The sequence below is a fragment of the Pseudoalteromonas shioyasakiensis genome (assembly GCF_019134595.1).
GTDB classification, from domain to species: Bacteria; Pseudomonadota; Gammaproteobacteria; order Enterobacterales; family Alteromonadaceae; genus Pseudoalteromonas; species Pseudoalteromonas shioyasakiensis_A.
In genome coordinates this window covers 3567200-3588166 of sequence record NZ_CP077770.1, presented here as the reverse complement: position 1 = coordinate 3588166, position 20967 = coordinate 3567200, and the positions used below count along the sequence as shown (strand labels likewise).

Sequence of the window (20967 nt, the reverse complement as noted above, 5' to 3'; positions counted from 1 at the left end):
GCGCTATTTTAGGTTGTTTAGCTAGATTGCCAATGCGGCATAATGTCGCATTAACTGTATTCTAGATTTGGTATATATACAAAACTGAGTTAAAGTTTCAGTCGATATCAATAGAGGGTAAAAACGAGAGTATGTCGGAAATTCAATTTTTAAATGTAGATCTGGAGCTTGAATCAAAGCACGATATTAGTGCGCTTGTTGCTGATTTGAAGAAAAACGCCATGGTTTTACATTATGACCAAGATGAATACCGCCAACTAGCACGTATTGAAGCAACCGCAGATATCAGCTCTCCAGATAAAGCCATTAACCAGCTTTGCGAGCTTATTGAGTCTTGCTCGCGTAATGCATTAAAACAGTGGTTATCGTGCTCAAAGCGTACATTTGATATGGGCTTTGAGTCAGGTAATTCGCCTAAATGCTTTAACCAACCCCTGCATGCCGATACCTTGTTACGTATCTCAGCAATTGGCGCAGGGATTGAAATTACTATTTATCCTGTCGAAAAGTAGTCTGAATTTAGCGTTCTATAACAGCTGCGGTCATTCTTGATACGCAGCAAAGCTCTCCTGCGGCATTGGTAATTTTAATATCCCAAACAGAAGTTCTCTTACCTAAATGAAGTGGTCTCGCAGTTGCTGTTAACGTTCCTTTACGTGATGCTTTCATGTGGTTGGCATTAATTTCTTGGCCAACAGCATAAAACTTACTGAAATCAACCACGAAATTGGCTGCATAGCTTGCTACTGTCTCTGCTAATACAACGTTTGCTCCGCCATGAACCATACCCATAGGGTTATGATGCTCAGGAATAGCAGGCATGGTTGCCATTAAATAATCATCACCAATTTCAGTCACCTCAATGCCCATTGTTTTCATTAAAGTGCCTTGCCCGGTGATCCCTTGTTCTAGTTCTTTACATTGCTCTAATGTGATGGGGTGATGCCAAATACTCATTGTGTTTCCTTAGCCTGCTAATAAAAGATAATACCTTATGGCATCTTTCGGTGTGGTTCAATGTTAGTTTTGTAGCAATATGAAGGGGATAATTTAAATTTGCGATTTTCAAATAACTGTATATACTCACAGTTAAATGTACTGTATGGAAAACCAGTTGTATGCGCCCATTAACTAAACGCCAATCGCAAATTTTAGAACTAATTAAAGTCTTTATTAAAGATACAGGCATGCCACCTACGCGTGCTGAAATAGCTCAAACATTGGGTTTTAAAAGTGCCAACGCTGCTGAAGAACACCTAAAAGCACTGGCAAAAAAAGGCATGATCAAAATGAAGCCAGGGGCGAGTCGCGGTATTCAGTTAATTGAAGAAGATGAGCCAGAGCAACTAGGCTTACCTTTAATTGGCCGTGTTGCAGCCGGTGAACCTATTTTGGCGCAAGAGCATGTTGAAAGTCACTGCCAAGTTGATCCTTCATTATTTAAGCCTGCAGCCGATTTCTTACTGCGTGTAAATGGCATGAGTATGAAAGACATTGGTATTATGGATGGCGACTTGCTTGCAGTACACAGAACACAAGTTGCTGAAAACGGGCAAGTAGTTGTAGCTCGAGTCGATGAAGATGTAACAGTTAAGCGTCTAGAAAAAGCGGGTCGCAAAGTGCTTTTACATGCTGAGAACGAAGAGTTTTCGCCTATCGAGGTTGATCTAGAGCACGAGTCGTTCAACATCGAGGGATTAGCGGTAGGTGTAATTCGTAACGCTGATTGGATGTAAGTGTTCCCAATTTGGTGCATTAAATTGACTCAATTTGGTGCGCCGCTGAAATTTTACTACTTAAATAGGATTTGTGAATCCTTACTCTTCATTTAAAGCCTTATATGGCGCAGTTTTCCTCTCTTTTTATATTTCGTTTTTACTCCTGAACATTAAATAACGCGCTGATTATAGTTGTTATTTCTGCACCAAAATAAACATTTATTATCATTAAAACTTGCTTATTGGTCATTTTTTAACTAATTGGTTAATACACTGTATTAACACCTAATTAATAAAAAGACACAAAAATGTGCGAGGTGTTAGACAGGGGGTCGGTATCATCAGTGGGTCAAAATGATACGTAGTCGCTCTGAACAATAAGAAAAACGAATGGGCATATTGTTGTACCGCCTTTTCGCTTTGCGTCTTGCAATAGCATCTAAAGGAGCCGTCACATGGGTAAACTGCGTTACGCCTTGTGGCTTATATTGTTTGCACTTCCTGAGCTTGCATTGGCAAATAGCCAATACAATATGCGAAAAGGGGTGACCGATATAAGTAATAATGTTTATGAGTTACACATGACGATATTTATTATCTGCTGTGTAATCGGCATCATCGTATTTGCGGTGATGTTTTGGGCTTTAATACACCACCGTAAATCCAAAGGGGCCAAGCCTGCCCAATTTCATGAAAGTACAAAAGTTGAAATACTTTGGACTGCCATTCCATTTGTCATCTTAATCGCCATGGCTGTGCCAGCGACAAAAACTTTGATTGCCATGGAAGATGCCTCTAAAGCCGATATCACCATTAAAGTGACCGGCTCACAATGGAAGTGGCATTACGAGTACATGGGTGAAGACATTGCTTATTACTCGATTCTATCTACTCCCAAAGATCAAATAGACAACCAAGCAGAGAAAACTGAGCATTATTTGCTCGAGGTAGATAAACCGCTAGTACTTCCTATCAATAAAAAAGTTCGCTTTTTAATGACCTCAGACGATGTAATTCATTCATGGTGGGTGCCTGATTTTGCGGTTAAAAAGGACGCAAATCCTGGATTTATCAATGAAGCGTGGACACGTATTAACGAGCCAGGTGTGTACCGTGGTCAATGTGCTGAGTTATGCGGTAAAGATCATGGCTTTATGCCTGTTGTGGTGAAAGCCTTACCTGAAGATGAGTTTGCTAATTGGCTTGCAGATGCCAAGCAAGAAAAAGCCAATGCGGCTGCAGCAGATGCGGCTTTGCTTGATCAAACATTACCTAAAGAAGAGCTTATGGTCTTAGGTGAGCAAGTGTATATGGCAAGTTGTGCGGCATGTCATCAACCTACTGGTATGGGCTTACCAGGCGTGTTTCCAGCACTTAAAGGCAGCCCCATTGTGTTAGGTGATGTAAAAGATCACATAGATATTGTGTTACACGGTAAGCCTGGCACAGCAATGCAAGCGTTTGATAAACAGCTTTCAATTAAGCAACTTGCTGCGGTTATTACTTATAAGCGAAACGCGTGGGGTAATGATACCGGCGATGTTATCCAACCGAGTCAAATTCAAGCCGCGATTGATGCAGCTGCGGAGGCGAACTAATGAGTAACGTTATTAACGAGCAAGCAACTGGGCATGCGCATCACGACCATCATCATCCTGCTAAAGGTTTTAAGCGTTGGCTTTACACCACCAATCATAAAGACATCGGGAGTTTATACCTGATTTTTTCACTCACCATGTTTTTAATTGGTGGAGCGATGGCAATGGTGATCCGCGCTGAACTGTTTCAGCCTGGGTTACAGTTAGTTGATCCGCACTTTTTTAACCAAATGACTACCGTACATGGTTTGATCATGGTGTTTGGTGCCGTTATGCCTGCATTCACTGGGCTTGCAAACTGGATGGTACCTATGATGATAGGCGCACCAGATATGGCCTTACCTCGTATGAATAACTGGAGCTTTTGGATTTTGCCTTTCGCATTTTTAATCCTCTTGGCTTCGTTACTTATGCCTGGTGGTGGTCCTGCGTTTGGTTGGACTTTCTACGCACCACTATCAACAACTTACAGTAACGACAACACTGCACTTTTTGTGTTTGCCGTACATATCATGGGTATCAGCTCAATTATGGGGGCGATTAACGTTATCGTGACTATCGTCAACTTAAGAGCGCCGGGTATGACGTGGATGAAGCTGCCGCTATTTGTATGGACATGGTTAATCACAGCATTTTTGTTAATTGCTGTTATGCCAGTTCTAGCTGGGGCGGTCACTATGGTGTTGACCGATAAATACTTTGCAACGAGCTTTTTTGATGCCGCGGGAGGGGGCGACCCTGTGATGTTCCAGCATATTTTCTGGTTCTTCGGTCACCCAGAAGTGTACATCATGATTTTGCCGGCTTTTGGCATTATATCGACTATTGTGCCGACCTTTTCGCGTAAAAAATTATTTGGCTATGCGTCTATGGTGTATGCAACTTCATCAATTGCGCTGCTAAGTTTTATCGTTTGGGCACACCATATGTTTACCACTGGGATGCCTGTGGCTGGTGAGTTGTTCTTCATGTACGCCACTATGCTTATCTCGGTGCCAACGGGCGTCAAAGTGTTTAACTGGGTGGCCACCATGTGGCGCGGTTCGATTAGCTTCGAAATTCCGATGATGTTTGCCATCGCCTTTATTGTGTTATTCACCTTAGGTGGTTTCTCCGGCTTGATGCTTGCGATTACACCGGCAGATTTCCAGTATCACGATACCTATTTTGTGGTGGCACACTTCCATTATGTGCTTGTGACAGGGGCTGTGTTCTCAATTATGGCGGGAGCCTATTATTGGCTACCGAAATGGACCGGCAACATGTACAACGAAACGCTAGCGAAATGGCATTTCTGGTTATCGCTAATCAGTGTCAACGTGCTGTTCTTCCCTATGCACTTTGTTGGTCTTGCCGGTATGCCGCGTCGTATTCCTGACTATGCTCTGCAATTCGCTGACTTTAACGCCATTATCAGTATTGGTGGTTTTGCATTTGGCTTATCGCAACTGTTGTTTGTGTTAGTGGTATTTAAATGTGCTAGAGGGGGTGAAAAAGCGCCTGCCAAAGTATGGGATGGAGCTGAAGGTTTAGAGTGGGAAGTAGATTCTCCAGCGCCTTATCACACTTTTGAAACACCGCCGGAGATTAAGTAATGAACCATGCACCTTTGCTAAAAAAACTGCTGATTACATGCTTGCTCATGTTCGCATTTGCTTTTGCAATGGTGCCGCTTTACGACGTGTTTTGCGACGTTACAGGGTTGAATGGTAAGCCATCATTAGAAAAAGCGAGCGCGAGTGAATCAATAAATACACAGCGCCAAGTTGATGTCAGCTTTACCACTCACGCTCAAAGCGGCGCGCCATTTAAGGTGCAGTCTGAGCAATACAGCGTGGCGGTACAACCTGGTGCCATGCGTGAAGTTAAATTCTCAGCAAAGAACACCAGTAATGAAGACAAAGTCATGCAAGCAATTCCATCGGTATCACCGGGGAAAGCGGCAAAGTACTTACACAAAATCGCCTGTTTTTGCTTTGATCAGCAGCCAATGAAAGCCGGTGAAGAAATGGAATTTACCTTGTTGTTTTATGTTGATACTGAGTTACCCGACGATGTTGAGGAACTGACGTTGTCGTATACCGTGTTTGATATTAGCGGGCATGTTGTGGCTAAAAACGATTAAAAGCCGCCAAGCTAATTGCTAATTGGGAGCAAACAAAATGAATCAAAATTATGAAAAATACTATGTTCCAGCCGAGAGTCCTTGGCCAATAGTTGGCGCCATTGCGATGTTTTTAATTGCTGTCGGTGCTGGTTTAACTGTGATGCAAGTAAGTGGTGAAGGCAGTAGTGGTCAGTATGTCTTGTATCTAGGCATTGCCATATTAATTTATATGGTTTTTAGCTGGTTTAGAAACGTTATTGAAGAATCTCATAAAGGGCTTTACTCAGCACAAATGGACCGCTCATTCAGACAAGGTATGAGCTGGTTTATATTCTCTGAGGTTATGTTCTTTATGGCATTTTTTGGCGCTCTTTTTTACGCTCGAATGATTTCAGTGCCTTGGCTCGGTGGCGCTGGTAATAATGCCATGACCAACGAAGTACTTTGGCCAACCTTTGAAGCCGTATGGCCGCTATTAACTACGCCAGCGGGCGAGACCACACAGGCTATGGGCTGGCAAGGTCTACCATTGATCAACACGCTTATTCTGCTTACCTCATCGGTCACAATTCACTTTGCTCATGTTGCGATAGAAAACAATAAGCGCGGCGCTCTAAAGGTATTTTTATCTTTAACCGTGCTGTTAGGTGTGATTTTCCTTGGCTTACAAGTTTACGAGTATATGCATGCATACCAAGATTTAGGTTTGACCTTAGATGCGGGCGTTTATGGGAATACCTTTTTCTTGTTAACGGGCTTTCACGGTATGCACGTGACACTAGGCACCATTATTTTATTTGTGGTGCTACTTAGAATTTTTAAAGGCCACTTCACGAGTGAAAAGCACTTTGCCTTTCAAGCGGCTGCTTGGTATTGGCACTTTGTTGATGTGGTGTGGTTGTGTTTATTTGTATTTGTGTACGTGCTGTAGCTTTGTGAAGCGGCGACGGGTTGGTGTGAATAAAGCCTAATTTCATTGCGGCAATGATGAGCACCAGCACAATACCTGAAAACAGCACTCGACGACCTAAGTAATGCGACATGGGTTTCGAGTGCTCTTTTGCTGACATCATCACAAACAGCGCTCTAAATAGGTTGAACAGAATATAAAGTAATAACAAAACAATAATGATTTTAATCATATTAGGTATTCCAAATGCAGTTAATTTTATGGCGTAAACAAAAGCTTAGCTCAATTATCGCAATTTGCGTTGTGATACTTGCAGTGCTTATTTGTTTACGACTAAGCGTTTGGCAATACCAGCGAGGCGAACAAAAACAGCAGCAACTAAGCCAGTTGGCCGTTTCGAAAGAGCAAGGGGTTATAAGCTGGCAAGAGCTGCAAAATTTACCTAGAGAGCTGAATAAAACGGGCTTGCAAGTCAAGGTTTCTGGCGAGGTAAATAAACAACAGTACTGGCTACTTGATAATCAAATTTACCAAGGGCAAGTGGGTTATGACTTACTGGTAGCGATGACAATTGCAGGTGAAACCGCGCCTTTAATCGTTAACTTTGGTTGGCTAAAAGCTCCAACAAACCGCAGCCAGTTGCCAACCGTTGTGTGGCCAGAATCAACAAGGTTTACGGCTACAGTGCAATTGAAACAAGGCAACTTACAAGGCTTCACTCTTGCCGATGAGATTGGTGCAGAGCAAGGTTGGCCTAAACGTATTCAAGGCATCGATTTAGCAATCTTTAGTGCTCAATTAGCAAAGCCCTTACAAGACTTTATTGGTTATCGCAATGAGGCAGATGGTATTGCAACCCCGCATTACCAGAGTGTCGTGATGGGGCCAGATAAACATTACGCCTATGCCGTGCAATGGTTATTAATCGGCTTAGCGTGTGTGGTTATTGCTTATTTTGCGATGAGAAGGAGAGGTTATGAAAATAAACCCGCTTAGTTTATTCGTTTTATGCTGTTTTGTGCCGCTGGTACTTGCTTATGCAGCATTAAAGCTTGAGTGGTTACCGAGTGGTTCGAGTAATCATGGTGAGCTTTTAAGCGAAGAAGTTAAATTAGCTGATTGGCAACAAGGCGATCCTAAACAGTGGACTATTGCGCTTAATTATCCAAAAGAGTGCAGTGAAGTTTGTGCAAACCAATTAGCCAGTCTAGATAACCTATATGTCGCTTTAGGTAAAAATCAGCAAAAAGTGGATGTGGCGGTACTGACAAATCAACAGCAGGTATCGGCAAATTGGCGTCAATTAGCAGTAAGTCCTGCGCTCAAAGCGGGAGACTTATATTTGGTTGATCACATGGGCTTAGTGGTTTTGCATTACCCCTACACGGCTGAGCCAGAACAAAACAGACTTATTCAAAAAGGCTTACTTAAAGACTTAAAGAAACTACTTAACTATGCGCGTTCAAGTTAAACCTCATTAAGGGGATAAAGATGTATAAAAATTATAAATATTTAGTCTTAATTACGGTTTTCTTCTCTATCTTAGTTGTTGGGCTTGGTGCTTATACACGGCTGAGTGATGCTGGGCTTGGTTGCCCTGACTGGCCAGGTTGCTATGGATTTTTAACTGTCCCAAAACATGAAACGGCTCTGTTACATGTTGAAAACAACTACCCTGATATGATGTTTGAAGCAGCAAAAGCTTGGAAAGAAATGATCCATCGCTATTTTGCCGGTGCCCTTGGCCTATTAATTTTAGCGTTGTTTGTTTTTGCATTTTTAAAACGCCAATATCCTAATACGCCGGTTAAACTGCCATTAGCACTATTATTGCTGGTGATATTCCAGGCCGTATTAGGTATGTGGACTGTCACTATGAACCTACAGCCCTTGGTTGTTATGGGGCACTTGCTTGGCGGTTTTAGCATTTTGTCGTTGCTGTTTTTATTGTATCTACGTTTAAAAACCGAACCTGTAGCTAGCAGTGATAGTGGCGCAAAGCCATATTACCGATTAGCGCTGGTGGGCTTGGTGGTGCTAATACTGCAAATTGCATTGGGTGGCTGGCTTGCAGCTAATTACGCCGCTCCACACTGTAATGGCTTACCGCTGTGTAGCTACGGACAACCGTTTTCTTTGAAGAGCGTTTTTCAATTGCCGCTCGAGCACAGTACCTATGAATATGGCGTGTTATCGCAGCAAGCGCGTATGTCTATTCACTTACTGCATCGTATTTGGGCGCTGGTTACTTGTGTGGTGTTAGCGATTATCATGTGGCGCATATATTCACGCTGTTACTCACGAAAAATTAAGCACTGCACAGTCACTGTGTTAATCGCTTTGTTGTGCCAAATCTGTTTAGGCCTAGCTGTTGTGCATTGGCACTTTCCGTTAAGTGTTGCGCTTGCGCACAATCTAATGGCCGCATTGTTATTGCTTAGCATGGTAAGACTATGCTTCCACTTAAAAATAAGAACCTAGGAGGCTGTGATGGCATTATTACTAAGCTCAGAAAAATCATTATTTATTCAAAGTTCAGAGTTACTTAAAGATTACTTAGCTATCAGTAAGTTTAAAGTAGTTGCCATGCTTGTACTAACAGCGTGGGTTGGCTTGGCATTGGCTCCCGATGTTGGGCGAGGGGTCTTTGTGCAGCTTGCAAGTTTGCTAGGCATTGGCTTGCTGTCTGCTGCTGCTGCCGTGATCAATCATGTTGTTGATAGTGAAATCGACAGCAAAATGGCACGTACACGTCATCGTCCTGTGGCAAAAGGTCGGCTCAGTAAACAACATGCTTTGAGCTTTGCTGCGACTATTGGTGTGCTAGGTTTTGTTATGCTTATGGTATGGGCGAATACACTCACAGCGATTCTTACTTTGTTTGCGCTTGTCGGCTATGCCTTTATTTACACCTCATTTTTAAAGCGTGCTACACCGCAAAATATTGTTATTGGTGGTTTGGCTGGTGCTATGCCACCGCTGTTAGGGTGGGTGTCTGAAACAGGCCATATGGCTGCGGCTCCTTGGCTGTTAGTGATGATTATATTTACTTGGACCCCACCACATTTTTGGGCATTAGCGATTGCACGTAAAAGCGATTATGAGCGGGCAAAAATTCCTATGTTGCCTGTTACTCACGGTATCGAATTTTGTAAAACCTGCGTTATTGGCTACAGCATTTTGCTTGCTTTGGTATGTGTGTTGCCTTATTTAATTGGCATGTCAGGGCTAATTTACTTATTAGGTGCAAGCGTTTTAAACGCGATATTCATTTATAAAGCGTTAAAACTAAAAATTGCCCCAAAAGATGATACAGCAATGGACTTATTTCGTTTTTCAATCGTGCATTTAATGCTACTCTTTATCGCCTTATTCATTGATAAATGGTTAGTTTTATGACGCGAATCGTCGCTTTTTTATGTTTCAGTGCGGTATTGTTTGTAACCGGTTGTGGTAAAAACAACACCGCTCCTGAAGTAGAAGCACTGGTTTATGAGCAAGCAAAGCCGATTAGTCCGTTTTTATTAACCGATCAACATGGTGCGCCCGCTGATAACAGTCAGTTTATGGGGCATTGGAATTTGGTCTTTTTAGGCTACACCAGTTGCCCTGATATATGTCCAATGACATTGGCGAAACTAACCGCAGTACAAAAGCAGTTAAGCCAAGATTACAAAGTGCAGGTATGGTTTGTGGCCGTTGACCCAAAGCGTGATAAAACCGAAAAACGCAAAGCCTACATTGATTACTTTAATCCTGATTTTCTTGCAGTATCAGGCCCACACAAACAGCTTTTTCCATTTGTCAGAGAGCTTGGCTTAATTTACGCAATTAATGATAGTGATGAGCAAGAATATGCCGTTGATCATAGCGCGTCAGTAGTGATGGTTGATGGTGATGGCTCGGTACGTGCGATTTTTAAGCCTGAATTTAAACAAGGCAGTGTGCCATTAATAAACGCCACAACTTTGACTGAAGAGTTCAAAAAAATAGCAGATTATTACGCAAAGTAAATTTTCTTGGTTAAGGGAGTCATTTTCAGCAAAAGAAAAGCTTCCTTTTTTGACATAAATGTCTAAGCTACTAAAAAATTTTACTATTTTTTGATTCAAATTATGGCATTTTTATTTAGTCAGTCTAAGCTTTTGTTATGAATTGTTTAAAGCAGGGAAGGTATAAGTAATGTTAAAGCTCCCTACAGAATTAGCTATTAGTCAGGTCGAAACACTCCATCAAGATTTGCTACAAGAGTTGTCAGCAAATGATGATATCTGTCTGGATATCAGTGAGGTGACCCGTGCTGACACAGCATCAATTCAGCTTTTATGTGCATTACAGAAGCATTTGCTTTCGGTGCAACACAAAATTATTTGGGTTGGCGAGAGTAAGCCGTTGCAACAGGCAATTAATAGTTTGGGCTTAAGCCATTATCTTGTGCTTGAGAATGCCAATTAAGAGGTTTTTATGAAAAGAATTTTAGCAGTAGACGATTCTGCATCTATGCGCCAAATGGTTGGTTTTACGCTTAAAAAAGCTGGCTTTGATGTTACAGAAGCGAAAGACGGCAGCGAAGCTTTAAATATCGCAAAACAACAAGGCTTTGATGCTGTTATTTCTGATGTGAATATGCCGGTAATGGATGGTATTACCCTTATCCGTGAATTACGTAGCTTACCTAATTACAAGTTCACACCTTTACTGATGCTGACCACAGAGTCGGGTCTTGATAAAAAGTCTGAAGGTAAAGCTGCTGGTGCAACTGGTTGGATTGTTAAGCCATTTAATCCTGAGCAATTGTTAGCGGTATTGAAAAAAGTGATTCGCTAATAATAGGAGCGGGGCATGAGTATAGATCTAAGCCAATTTTTTGAAGTATTCTTCGAAGAAAGCTTCGAAGGGCTCGACGCTATGGAGGCTGAGTTATTAAACTTAGTGCCTGGCGAAGAAGACTTAGAGACCATAAATACAATTTTTCGCGCTGCGCATTCAATAAAAGGAGGCAGCGGTACCTTTGGTTTTAGTGCTGTTGCAGACTTTACTCATGTTCTCGAAACCCTGTTAGATCAAATCCGTGAAGGTTCACGGGATCTTACTGCTGAGCATGTAAATTTACTTTTAAAATCAGTTGACTGTTTACGGGCTTTACTCAGAACTCTACAAGCTGAGCAGCAGCCAGACTTAACTGAAGCTGATGAATTGCGTATTAAGTTTGAAGAAATTCTTGGTATGCGTGCTGCAAGTAAAGAGACTGAGCAAGCGCAAGAAGCTGTTAGCGAAAGCAGCTTTAATACCTATCAAATCGATTTCAAACCACATCATCATTTATTTAAAACCGGTAATGAACCACTGTATATGATCAGTGAGTTGGCTGAGCTAGGTGAGCTTGAAACACAAGCCTTTCAAGATGATGTGCCTGATATCACTAACCTTGCCCCTGAAGACTGTTTCTTGTCGTGGCGCTTTTTCTTAACCACAGACAAAGAGCAAAGCTGCATAGAAGAAATTTTCGAATGGGTTGAAGATGACGCTGATATCACCATCACCCTATGTGGTGGTTTGTTTGGTGATGAAGAGATTACAGCAGCTGAAACTGTTGCTGAAGAAACTGCGCCAGCAAAAGAGGCTGAGCCTGCAGAAGTTAAACCAGCTACTGATTCTAAAAAGCCAGCGCCAGTTAAAGCAACCACGGCCAATGCAGAATCAACCTCAATTAGGGTTGGTATCGACAAAGTTGATTCATTGATTAATATGGTCGGTGAATTAGTTATTACCCAAGCGATGTTAAGCCAGCTGGGTGAGCAAGAAATCACAGAAACAACAATAGCCTCGTTACAAGAGGGCTTGGCTCAGTTGGCACATAATACTCGTGACTTACAAGAAAATGTCATGCGTATTCGCATGTTGCCTATAAGCTTTGTGTTTAGTCGCTTTCCTCGCTTAGTGCGAGATATCTCGCAAAAGCTTGATAAACAAGTCGAGCTTAAATTACTGGGTGAGCAAACCGAACTAGATAAAACGGTGATGGAGAAGCTTTCTGATCCTATGGTGCATCTAGTGAGAAACTCCCTAGATCATGGCTTAGAAACCGTTGATAAACGTGTCGCTGCAGGCAAAAACCCTGTAGGCACAGTAACGCTCAATGCGTTTCATCAAGGTGGCAATATCGTTATCGAAATTATGGACGATGGCCAAGGTCTCAATACCACTAAAATTCGTGAAAAGGCGATTAAAAACGGCCTAATTTCAGAAACAGACGATTTGTCTGATAACGAAATCAACGAACTTATTTTCTTACCAGGATTTTCTACAGCCGATCAAGTCAGCGACTTATCGGGTCGTGGCGTGGGTATGGATGTAGTTAGGCGAAATATTGAAGCGCTAAGCGGCTCTGTTGAAGTGGCATCTGCGCCTGGCGTGGGGTCGACATTTACAATTCGCCTACCGCTAACGCTGGCTATTTTAGATGGGCAGTTAGTCCGGATTGCTGAACATACTTATATTATCCCACTGATTTCGATTATTGAGTCATTGCAAATCGATATTAGTAAAGTGAGTCGGGTAGGCAAAGACTTAGATGTGCTGCGCTTACGTGACGAATATATTCCAATCTTAAGGCTTTATAACATTTTCAATCATAAAGGAGCGATTGAAACGCTTGATAAAACCTTGTTGGTTGTCGTTGAGAGTGACAACCAAAAAGTAGGTTTATTGGTTGATGACTTATTGTCGCAACAGCAAGTGGTGATCAAAAGCTTAGAGGCCAATTATCAAAAAGTTGATGGTGTCTCAGGGGCGACAATTCTAGGGGATGGTCGTGTTTCTTTGATTGTTGATATTAGTGGTTTGATTAAATTATCTGGGCTTAGAAAGCCTGGGAGCCAAGAATTGATTATTGAATCAAAAGCGAATTTGGAGGCGTCATGATTGCACAGCACGACGACCTGCATAACAAGCTAAACCTTGAACAAGATCAAGATGTAAAACAGTTTTTAACCTTTTTCATGGCTGAAGAAGAGTATGGTGTTGATATTTTAACGGTGCAAGAAATTCGCAGTTGGGAAGAAATTACGGTGATCCCTAATTCACCGGATTTCGTCAAAGGGGTTATCAACCTGCGTGGCACCATAGTGCCGATTATTGATTTAAGGCTTCGTTTTGGTATTTCAGCCATCGAATACGGGCCGTTAACCGTTGTAATTGTTCTAAAAGTACAGCTTGAAAATACATGTAAAATTATGGGCATCGCCGTTGATGCCGTCTCGGATGTCTATAGCATTGCTGAGCATGAAGCGAAGGCAGTGCCACATTTGTCTGACTCAGACAACGCGCAATTTGTTGCGGGTTTAGTCAATGTGGGTGAGAAAATGGTCGCATTACTTGACCTACAAAAAACAATGGACATTTAACTGGGTAGATTAACAAGAAGGTGAAGGGTATGGGATGGTTTAGCAGTCCTAAAAATGTTGAGTCGGAAAATGATTTAGTTATTGCGGCACTTAAAAAGTCGCAAGCGATGATTGAGTTTCAACCGTCGGGGCAGATCATCACTGCCAATGCTAATTTCTTAAACACCATGGGTTACCGACTCGAAGAGATCCAAGGGCAACACCACTCTATGTTTGTTGCTGAACAAGAGTCGCAAAGCCCTGAGTATCAACAGTTTTGGCAACGATTACGCAGCGGTGAATTCTTTGTTGATGAATTTAAGCGTGTCGGTAAAAATGGCAAACAAGTGTGGATCCAAGGAACCTATAACCCAATTATTGATAGCAATGGTAATGTGACTAAAGTTATCAAATTTGCTACAGACATCACACCTCAAAAAGAGCTTGAACGTCAGTCAAAACGTGATGCCGATTTATCAAATGCGCTGCGTGTATGCCAAGCAAATGTGATGATTGCCGATAACGATTTAAAAATTATTTTCGTTAATGAGCAAGTAAAGCAAATGCTGCAAGCTCGCGAATCAACGTTACAAACAGTGCTACCGAGCTTCTCTGTGGCTAACCTAATTGGAACTTGCGTTGATGATTTTCATAAACAGCCATCGCATCAACGTGAATTGCTAAAAACATTATCTGAACCATACAAAGCCACATTGCGTTTGGCAGGGCTTATTTTTAGCTTGATTGCGACACCTTGGGTGAGCGCATCTGGTAAGCGTTTAGGTACTATTGTTGAGTGGCAAGATATTACTGATAGCGTAAATAAAGCAGAAGCTGAAAAACGTGCAGCAGAAGAAAACTTGCGAGTTCGTCGAGCACTTGATCGCGTGGCAACCAATACCATGATTGCAGATTCTGGCAACAACATTATTTACATGAACGAAGCGGTTCTGAACATGATGAAGACTGCTGAAAGTGATTTACGCAAAGACTTACCTAACTTCAACAGTAATAATTTGATTGGTCAAAATATCGATGTGTTCCATAAGAATCCAGCGCATCAACGTAACATGCTTGCTAAGTTAAGTGATACTTACAGCACTGAAATTCTAGTAGGTGGTCGTACTTTTGGTCTAGTTGCGAACCCTATTTTCACCCCAGACAACGAACGAATTGGCACGGTTGTGGAGTGGGAAGATAGAACAGCTGAAGTGGCAATTGAAAAAGAAATTGCAGGCCTTGTTGCTGCTGCGGGAAGTGGTGACTTAGAGGCACGTGTTGAAGAAGCAGGTAAACAAGGTTTCTTCTTACGCTTAGCACAGGGCTTAAATAGCCTAGTTAGCATTGTTGATGATGCAGTAAAAGACACAGGTAATATGCTGGACGCCATGGCAAACGGTGACTTATCAAAACGTGTTGAGCAAGACTATCAAGGTTCATTCGATAAGCTAAAACGTGATGCAAATGCCACGGCTGATAAGCTTACTGAAGTGATTAATCGCATTAATACTTCAGCAACGCTGGTTGCCAGTGGTGCAGAAGAAATCTCACAAGGTAATGCTGATTTAAGTCAACGTACTGAAGAGCAGGCTTCATCACTTGAAGAAACAGCATCAAGCATGGAAGAGATGACCAGCACGGTTCGTCAAAATGCTGATAATGCGAAAGAAGTAAATGAACTTGCTGAAGAAACACGAACTAAAGCACAAAAAGGTGGTGAAGTTGTAAATCGTGCTGTAATCAGTATGTCAGCAATTAATGAGTCAAGTAAGAAGATTGCAGACATCATCAGTGTCATTGATGAAATTGCTTTCCAAACAAATCTACTTGCCTTGAATGCGGCTGTCGAAGCTGCACGAGCAGGTGAGCAAGGCCGTGGTTTTGCGGTTGTTGCTGGTGAGGTTCGTAATTTAGCGCAACGTTCAGCAGCTGCAGCAAAAGAAATCAAAGAATTGATCCGAGACAGTGTTGGAAAAGTTGAAGATGGTACATTACTGGTTAATGAATCAGGTTCAACATTACAAGAAATTGTTACTGCAGTACAAAGAGTTACTGCAATGATTTCTGATATTGCCCAAGCATCTGAAGAGCAAAGTTCTGGTATTGAGCAGGTCAATAAAGCCATTGCCCAAATGGATGAAATGACCCAACAAAATGCAGCTTTAGTTGAAGAGGCCTCTGCCGCGGGTGAATCAATGGCAGAGCAAGCGAATGATATGCGCCGCTTATTGAACTTCTTCTCGCTATCAAATAACGAGATGGATATTACAAGTCGTGCAAGTTCAGCCCCTGCTCCTAAAGCGCCAAGTTCACCTGTACGTTCGGCGCCAAAAGGCAATAACTTTGTTGACCCTAGTGATGAGTGGGAAGAGTTTTAAAACTCTTCCCCACTAAATTCGAACTAGTTAATTGCATCTAATGTTACAGCTGCAGGGTCAGGCACATGAAAGAGTTTTTATTAACGGATAGTGATTTTAAAGCTATTTCGTCACAAGTGTACGATGCTTGCGGCATTGTCTTAGCAGAGCATAAACGCGAGATGGTTTACTCGCGTTTGGCAAGACGTATTCGCCAACATAAGCTTAAGAACTTTAAAGAATATTTAGACTTTCTTGAAGAGAATAAAGAGCAAGAGTTTAGTGAGTTTATTAATGCAATAACCACTAATCTGACTTCTTTCTTTCGTGAGCCGCATCACTTTAGTTATCTAAAAAATACCATAGTACCTAAACTGCTGATTAGTAATGCCAAGCATAAGCGTGTAAGGGTGTGGTCTGCTGGCTGCTCAACCGGCGAAGAGCCTTATACCATTGCTATGACCTTAAGCAGTCTTTTTCCATCTGATTGGGATGTGAAAATCCTAGCTACTGACTTAGACTCAAACGTGCTCGCTAAAGCACAGGCTGGCACCTATACCGCTGCCAATGTGAATGGTTTAGACAAAAGCCAACTTAAGCGCTGGTTTCTAAAAAGTCATGATGGTCAGTTATATAAAGTAAAACCCGAGCTGCAAAAGAATATTTTCTTTAAACGACTAAACTTATTACAGAGCTGGCCTATGAAAGGGCCATTTGATGTTATTTTTTGTCGCAATGTAGTGATCTATTTCGATAAGCCGACGAAAGATACCCTATTTAAACGTTACTATGACTTGTTGAGCGATGCAGGTCATTTATTCTTGGGGCATTCCGAAACACTGGGTAAGGACCACAAAGAGTTTAAGAATTTAGGCCAAACTATCTATCAAAAAGGTGGTCTATGAGTAGTCATTTTAAACCTGTATTGTCTGGTTTTGAGCACGTTAAACGGTTTTGGGATGGCAAACGCCATAAAGTGGTTGCTAAAGTATTACCAGGCGAGTTTTATGTGTCTAAGTCTGATGAATTGATAACAACTGTGTTAGGTTCGTGTATTGCTGCATGCATTTACGATGAAGGCTTAGGTATTGGTGGTATGAATCATTTTATGCTGCCGGCGGAAAAAGGCGTTGATCCGAGCAACGCACATAGCCTTAATTGCCGTTATGGTAACTGGGCAATGGAATACTTGATAAATGAAATCCTAAAAAATGGCGGTTCTAGACGCAATCTCAAAGTAAAGCTGTTTGGCGGCGGGAAAATAATCCGCTCAATGACTGATATTGGTGTTGGCAACATTCGTTTTGCAAATGCCTATGTACTTGAAGAGGGTTTAGATTTAGTATCCCATGATGTTGGCGGGCCTTGGCCACGAAAGGTGATGTTTGATCCGCAAACAGGCAAGGCGCAGGTTAAGAAAATGCGTGAATTGCACTCTGATCAACTCGAAAAGCGTGAAATTAAATACTTACACGATATTGAGCAGCAAGATGCAGAAACGGATATTGAATTATTTTAGGAGAGCATATGATCAAAGTACTCATAGTTGATGATTCTGCTTTGATCCGTGGTTTACTCAAGGAAGTGCTCGAGCAAGCGCAAGACATTCAGGTCGTTGGCGCGGCAGAAGACCCTTATCAAGCCCGAGATTTAATTAAGCGCCTTAATCCCGATGTCTTAACGCTTGATATCGAAATGCCGAAAATGGATGGGTTAAGTTTTTTAAAAAACTTGATGCGCCTTCGTCCTATGCCAGTTGTGATGATTTCTACACTGACTCAAAAAGGCTCACCAATCACACTGGAAGCCCTCGAAATTGGTGCTGTTGACTTTATTGCTAAGCCAACTATCAATGTCACTGAAAATCTTCAGCGTTATGCCCATTTATTACATCAAAAAGTGCGTACTGCAGCTGGCGCTAGAGTGCGAGCTTTTAAAGAAACAAAAGTTGAAGACGACAGCTCTTTAACAGCATTGCAATTTAAGGCAAACAGCGTGCTTGCAATTGGTGCTTCAACAGGTGGTACAGAAGCAATTAAAGAAGTGCTTGTGCGCATGCCAGAAAGTTGCCCGCCGATTGTTATTACACAGCATATCCCGCCGGTATTTAGTACTTCGTTTGCGATGCGCATGGATAGAACGTGCAAAATAAACGTTAAAGAAGCTGAACATGGCGATAAGCTACAACCAGGCTGGGCGTACATTGCACCGGGCGATCAGCATTTGAGTGTAGTAAAAAAAGCAGGTGGCCTGTTTTGTCAGCTTGATTCAAGTGAGCTGGTTAATCGCCATCGTCCAGCGGTTGATGTGCTATTTAATTCCTTGGTTTTGGCTTGTCCTAAAGCAACAGTGGCAGCAATACTGACCGGTATGGGCAGCGATGGCGCAAAAGGCATGCTTGCCTTAAATCAAGCTGGGGCTTACACCATAGCACAGGATGAATTGTCGTCAGTGGTATGGGGCATGCCTAAAGCCGCAGTAGAGCTTAATGCGGCTAATGAAGTGGTACGTCTTGATAAGGTTGCAGCGCAAATGCTAAAACAAGCTGCTAAGGTACAATAACCCAAGGTTGTGAGAACCAATAGTAACTGCCTTTTTTCGCGATAGAAGGGGCTGTGCAGTTAAAGCGAGAGCGGCCTTTTTTCAGTTTTTCAGGTGAGGTGATCTTCACCGTATCTTTACTAAGCCACGTTAAATCAGCTTGACCAATGCCTGATACATAACAAGCAAACTGACTTTTATGAAAGTCCTGCATATCAAATTGAATGCTTAAACTTGGCGGGTTTTCGTCCGTCACGCTATCTGAATAGGTGAGCTGTTTGATAGTGAATGCTTGAGAGTCGAGTTTAGTGGCAAGCGTATCAAGCTTTGAATAAAAGCCCGATGCCGGAAAACGTGGTAATCGGGTAAAGTCAGAATGGATACCTACAGCACCTGAATGCTGACCTATACCAACAAAGCCTAGCGATTTTACTAGTTGTTGCAATGAATTATTAAACTCGCCATAAGGGTAAGCAAGGTATTTAAAATCATGGCCAATTTCTTCTTTAATGCGCTGCTGGGCAGATAAAATGTCTTTTTTAGTACGTGCAAGCCATGCTTCTTCACTCTCGCCTGGTTGCTTGCGATGCAAGTAATTATGAATTTGCGTATGGTTGCTAATTAAGGCGCCTTTTTTCGATAGCTCCTTTAACTGCTGCCACGTCATTACATAGCTTTTGCCTTCATCAATTAGCTCGGGATTTACGAAAATAGTGTACGGATAGCCAAATTTTTCTAAGATGGGCGCTGCTTCTTCATAGTTATTTTTGTAGCCATCGTCGAAGGTAATCGCGACGGTTTGATCTGTTAGCGGTTGACCTGCTTGCAATGAGGTAATGAGTTCATCTAATGGAATAACGTTGAAGTTATTATCTTTTAAATATTGCATATGTTCAGTGAATGTTTCGCTGCTGACACTGGTTACCGCAGGAAGGCTTTCACTGACGTGGTGATACTGTAGAATGACTGCGCCATGGGCACGCAAAGATAAACCTAACAGGACTGCAAATACTAAATGAAACATTTTCTTAAACGTCATAAGGCACACCATAAAAGTTTACTGTTATTAGCCGGTCCGATGATTTTATCAAATATTACCGTGCCAATGTTAGGTTTAGTTGATACCGCTGTAATCGGTCACTTAGGAAGCGCTCACTATTTAGCTGGTATAGCGCTCGGTTCAGCAGTTATCTCGTTATTGTTTTGGTTAGCAGGCTTTTTGCGCATGAGCACCACAGGCTTGGTTGCACAGGCTTATGGTAAAAGCGATCACACCTTACTCGCTGAGTTATTAAAGCGCAGCTTGTTACTAGCAACCGCGGTTGCACTGTTATTAATAGCGCTGAGTATACCTATTCAATCCTTAATGGCATATTTATCAAATGCTAATGAAGCCGTTTTAGAACAAGCAAATAGCTACTTTTCGATTCGTATTTTTAGTGCACCCGCTGCTTTGTGTAATTTGGTTTTACTTGGTTGGATGCTAGGTGTTCATTATGGCCGCGGGCCATTCTATTTATTACTTATCACCAATATTACCAATATCGTGCTTGATATTTATTTTGTGGTATTTCTTGATTGGGGTGTGGCTGGAGCTGCGTGGGCATCTTTAATTGCTGATTATATCGCCCTTGCTTTTGCACTTATGTTAGTTGCACAACTAGCGAAAAAGCAAGGTGTTAACCTTGCCGTGAAAGCGTGGTTAAGTGTTGCTAAGTTACTTGATTTAGTAAGCTTAAATCGCGATATTTTTATTCGTTCACTAGCACTCCAGCTGTGTTTTAGTTTTATGACTTTTTATGGCGCACGGATCGGCGAAACAACCTTAGCGGCTAATGCCGTATTGCTAAACTTTTTAATGTTGGTGAGCTTTGCGCTTGATGGTATTGCTTATGCAAGTGAGGCAAAGGTCGGTAAAGCGAAAGGTGAGCACAGCGCTAAGCAAATTAAGTTATGGGTCAATTTGAGCTTGTTTTGGGGTGGGTTATTTGCACTGTTTTATAGCCTTATATTTTTATTATTTGGTGAGGCAATAATTCGCTTACTTACCGATGTACCCGAAGTTATCAGCCTTGCAACGGTTTACCTTCCTTGGGTGATTATATTGCCTATCGCGGCGATGGGCTGCTTCTTATTTGATGGCGTATTTGTCGGTTTAACCCGTGCTAAAGACATGCGTAATACAATGCTATTTAGTGCTCTAGTGGGCTTTTTTGGACTGTTTTGGGTAGTGAGTAGTTGGCAAAATCATGGTTTATGGTTTGCGATGACCAGCTTTATGCTAATGCGCGGATTAACGCTGTGGTTTCGCTACCGTAGAATCGTCAACAATCAGCAATTATTAGATTAAA

General features: G+C 42.0%; 23 protein-coding genes. 20 read left to right on the top strand and 3 right to left on the bottom strand.

The features are described from left to right. The first annotated feature begins 131 nt into the window (after positions 1-131). On the top strand, positions 132-512 hold the full coding sequence (locus tag KQP93_RS16620) for a hypothetical protein (protein ID WP_217875268.1): 381 nt from the start codon (positions 132-134) through the stop codon (positions 510-512). A gap of 7 nt (positions 513-519) precedes the next feature. Here the strand turns inward: KQP93_RS16620 and KQP93_RS16615 are convergent, their stop codons facing one another. Beyond that, positions 520-957 (bottom strand): PaaI family thioesterase, encoded by a 438-nt coding sequence (locus KQP93_RS16615; RefSeq protein WP_217875267.1) that lies wholly within the window; start codon positions 955-957, stop codon positions 520-522. 161 nt (positions 958-1118) lie between these two features. Here KQP93_RS16615 and lexA point away from each other — a divergent pair, with 161 nt between their 5' ends. From lexA to KQP93_RS16590, 5 genes are all read left to right on the top strand, one after another. Further along, positions 1119-1736, top strand: a complete 618-nt coding sequence (lexA, locus tag KQP93_RS16610; protein WP_054554457.1) for a transcriptional repressor LexA — start codon at positions 1119-1121, stop codon at positions 1734-1736. Between the two features lie 437 nt (positions 1737-2173). Then, positions 2174-3316, top strand: a complete 1143-nt coding sequence (gene coxB / locus KQP93_RS16605; protein ID WP_054562878.1) for a cytochrome c oxidase subunit II — start codon at positions 2174-2176, stop codon at positions 3314-3316. Beyond that, entirely contained in the window at positions 3316-4911 is a 1596-nt protein-coding gene (gene ctaD / locus KQP93_RS16600) for a cytochrome c oxidase subunit I (protein ID WP_054554455.1), read from the top strand. The genes coxB and ctaD overlap by 1 nt, the downstream gene beginning before the upstream one ends. After that, entirely contained in the window at positions 4911-5441 is a 531-nt protein-coding gene (locus KQP93_RS16595) for a cytochrome c oxidase assembly protein (RefSeq protein WP_054554454.1), read from the top strand. The genes ctaD and KQP93_RS16595 overlap by 1 nt, the downstream gene beginning before the upstream one ends. 37 nt (positions 5442-5478) lie before the next feature. Further along, positions 5479-6354, top strand: a complete 876-nt coding sequence (locus tag KQP93_RS16590; protein WP_054562877.1) for a cytochrome c oxidase subunit 3 — start codon at positions 5479-5481, stop codon at positions 6352-6354. Here the strand turns inward: KQP93_RS16590 and KQP93_RS21635 are convergent. Continuing rightward, positions 6254-6565, bottom strand: coding sequence for a DUF2909 domain-containing protein (locus KQP93_RS21635; RefSeq protein WP_217875266.1), 312 nt, complete (start codon positions 6563-6565; stop codon positions 6254-6256). The two genes, KQP93_RS16590 and KQP93_RS21635, sit on opposite strands and share 101 nt — an antisense overlap. Positions 6566-6579: 14 nt before the next feature. Between KQP93_RS21635 and KQP93_RS16580 the strand changes: the two genes are divergently transcribed. From KQP93_RS16580 to KQP93_RS16520, 13 genes are all read left to right on the top strand, one after another. After that, positions 6580-7329 (top strand): SURF1 family protein, encoded by a 750-nt coding sequence (locus KQP93_RS16580; RefSeq protein WP_217875265.1) that lies wholly within the window; start codon positions 6580-6582, stop codon positions 7327-7329. Then, positions 7310-7804: a transmembrane cytochrome oxidase associated protein gene (locus KQP93_RS16575; RefSeq protein ID WP_217875264.1), complete on the top strand. Its 495-nt coding sequence runs from the start codon at positions 7310-7312 to the stop codon at positions 7802-7804. The genes KQP93_RS16580 and KQP93_RS16575 overlap by 20 nt, the downstream gene beginning before the upstream one ends. A gap of 20 nt (positions 7805-7824) precedes the next feature. After that, a complete protein-coding gene (locus KQP93_RS16570; RefSeq protein WP_217875263.1) occupies positions 7825-8814 on the top strand; it encodes a COX15/CtaA family protein in 990 nt (329 codons plus the stop codon). Between the two features lie 9 nt (positions 8815-8823). Then, positions 8824-9732 carry a heme o synthase gene (gene cyoE / locus KQP93_RS16565; protein ID WP_217875262.1) on the top strand — a complete coding sequence of 303 codons (909 nt, stop codon included), beginning with the start codon at positions 8824-8826 and terminating at the stop codon, positions 9730-9732. Continuing rightward, entirely contained in the window at positions 9729-10346 is a 618-nt protein-coding gene (locus tag KQP93_RS16560; protein WP_254907693.1) for an SCO family protein, read from the top strand. The genes cyoE and KQP93_RS16560 overlap by 4 nt, the downstream gene beginning before the upstream one ends. Before the next feature lie 169 nt (positions 10347-10515). Further along, the gene (locus KQP93_RS16555) at positions 10516-10788 is read left to right on the top strand and encodes an STAS domain-containing protein (RefSeq protein WP_054562871.1); all 273 of its coding nucleotides are present in this window, start codon (positions 10516-10518) and stop codon (positions 10786-10788) included. Between the two features lie 9 nt (positions 10789-10797). Continuing rightward, complete coding sequence (locus tag KQP93_RS16550; RefSeq protein ID WP_054562870.1) at positions 10798-11160, top strand: response regulator; 363 nt, start codon at positions 10798-10800, stop codon at positions 11158-11160. 15 nt (positions 11161-11175) lie between these two features. After that, complete coding sequence (locus tag KQP93_RS16545; RefSeq protein WP_217875260.1) at positions 11176-13257, top strand: chemotaxis protein CheA; 2082 nt, start codon at positions 11176-11178, stop codon at positions 13255-13257. Beyond that, positions 13254-13739: a chemotaxis protein CheW gene (locus KQP93_RS16540; RefSeq protein WP_054562868.1), complete on the top strand. Its 486-nt coding sequence runs from the start codon at positions 13254-13256 to the stop codon at positions 13737-13739. Before KQP93_RS16545 ends, KQP93_RS16540 begins: the two co-directional genes overlap by 4 nt. Positions 13740-13768: 29 nt before the next feature. Next, on the top strand, positions 13769-16096 hold the full coding sequence (locus KQP93_RS16535; protein ID WP_217875259.1) for a methyl-accepting chemotaxis protein: 2328 nt from the start codon (positions 13769-13771) through the stop codon (positions 16094-16096). A gap of 65 nt (positions 16097-16161) precedes the next feature. Further along, complete coding sequence (locus KQP93_RS16530) at positions 16162-16980, top strand: CheR family methyltransferase (RefSeq protein ID WP_217875258.1); 819 nt, start codon at positions 16162-16164, stop codon at positions 16978-16980. After that, positions 16977-17594 (top strand): chemoreceptor glutamine deamidase CheD, encoded by a 618-nt coding sequence (gene cheD, locus KQP93_RS16525; RefSeq protein WP_217875257.1) that lies wholly within the window; start codon positions 16977-16979, stop codon positions 17592-17594. Before KQP93_RS16530 ends, cheD begins: the two co-directional genes overlap by 4 nt. A gap of 8 nt (positions 17595-17602) precedes the next feature. After that, on the top strand, positions 17603-18637 hold the full coding sequence (locus tag KQP93_RS16520) for a protein-glutamate methylesterase/protein-glutamine glutaminase (protein ID WP_217875256.1): 1035 nt from the start codon (positions 17603-17605) through the stop codon (positions 18635-18637). Here KQP93_RS16520 and KQP93_RS16515 read toward each other — a convergent pair. Further along, a complete protein-coding gene (locus tag KQP93_RS16515; protein ID WP_254907692.1) occupies positions 18624-19655 on the bottom strand; it encodes a polysaccharide deacetylase family protein in 1032 nt (343 codons plus the stop codon). The two genes, KQP93_RS16520 and KQP93_RS16515, sit on opposite strands and share 14 nt — an antisense overlap. Before the next feature lie 39 nt (positions 19656-19694). On the opposite strand from KQP93_RS16515, the gene dinF reads away from it, so the two are divergent. After that, a complete protein-coding gene (dinF, locus tag KQP93_RS16510) occupies positions 19695-20966 on the top strand; it encodes an MATE family efflux transporter DinF (RefSeq protein WP_440590144.1) in 1272 nt (423 codons plus the stop codon). Position 20967 lies beyond the last annotated feature (1 nt).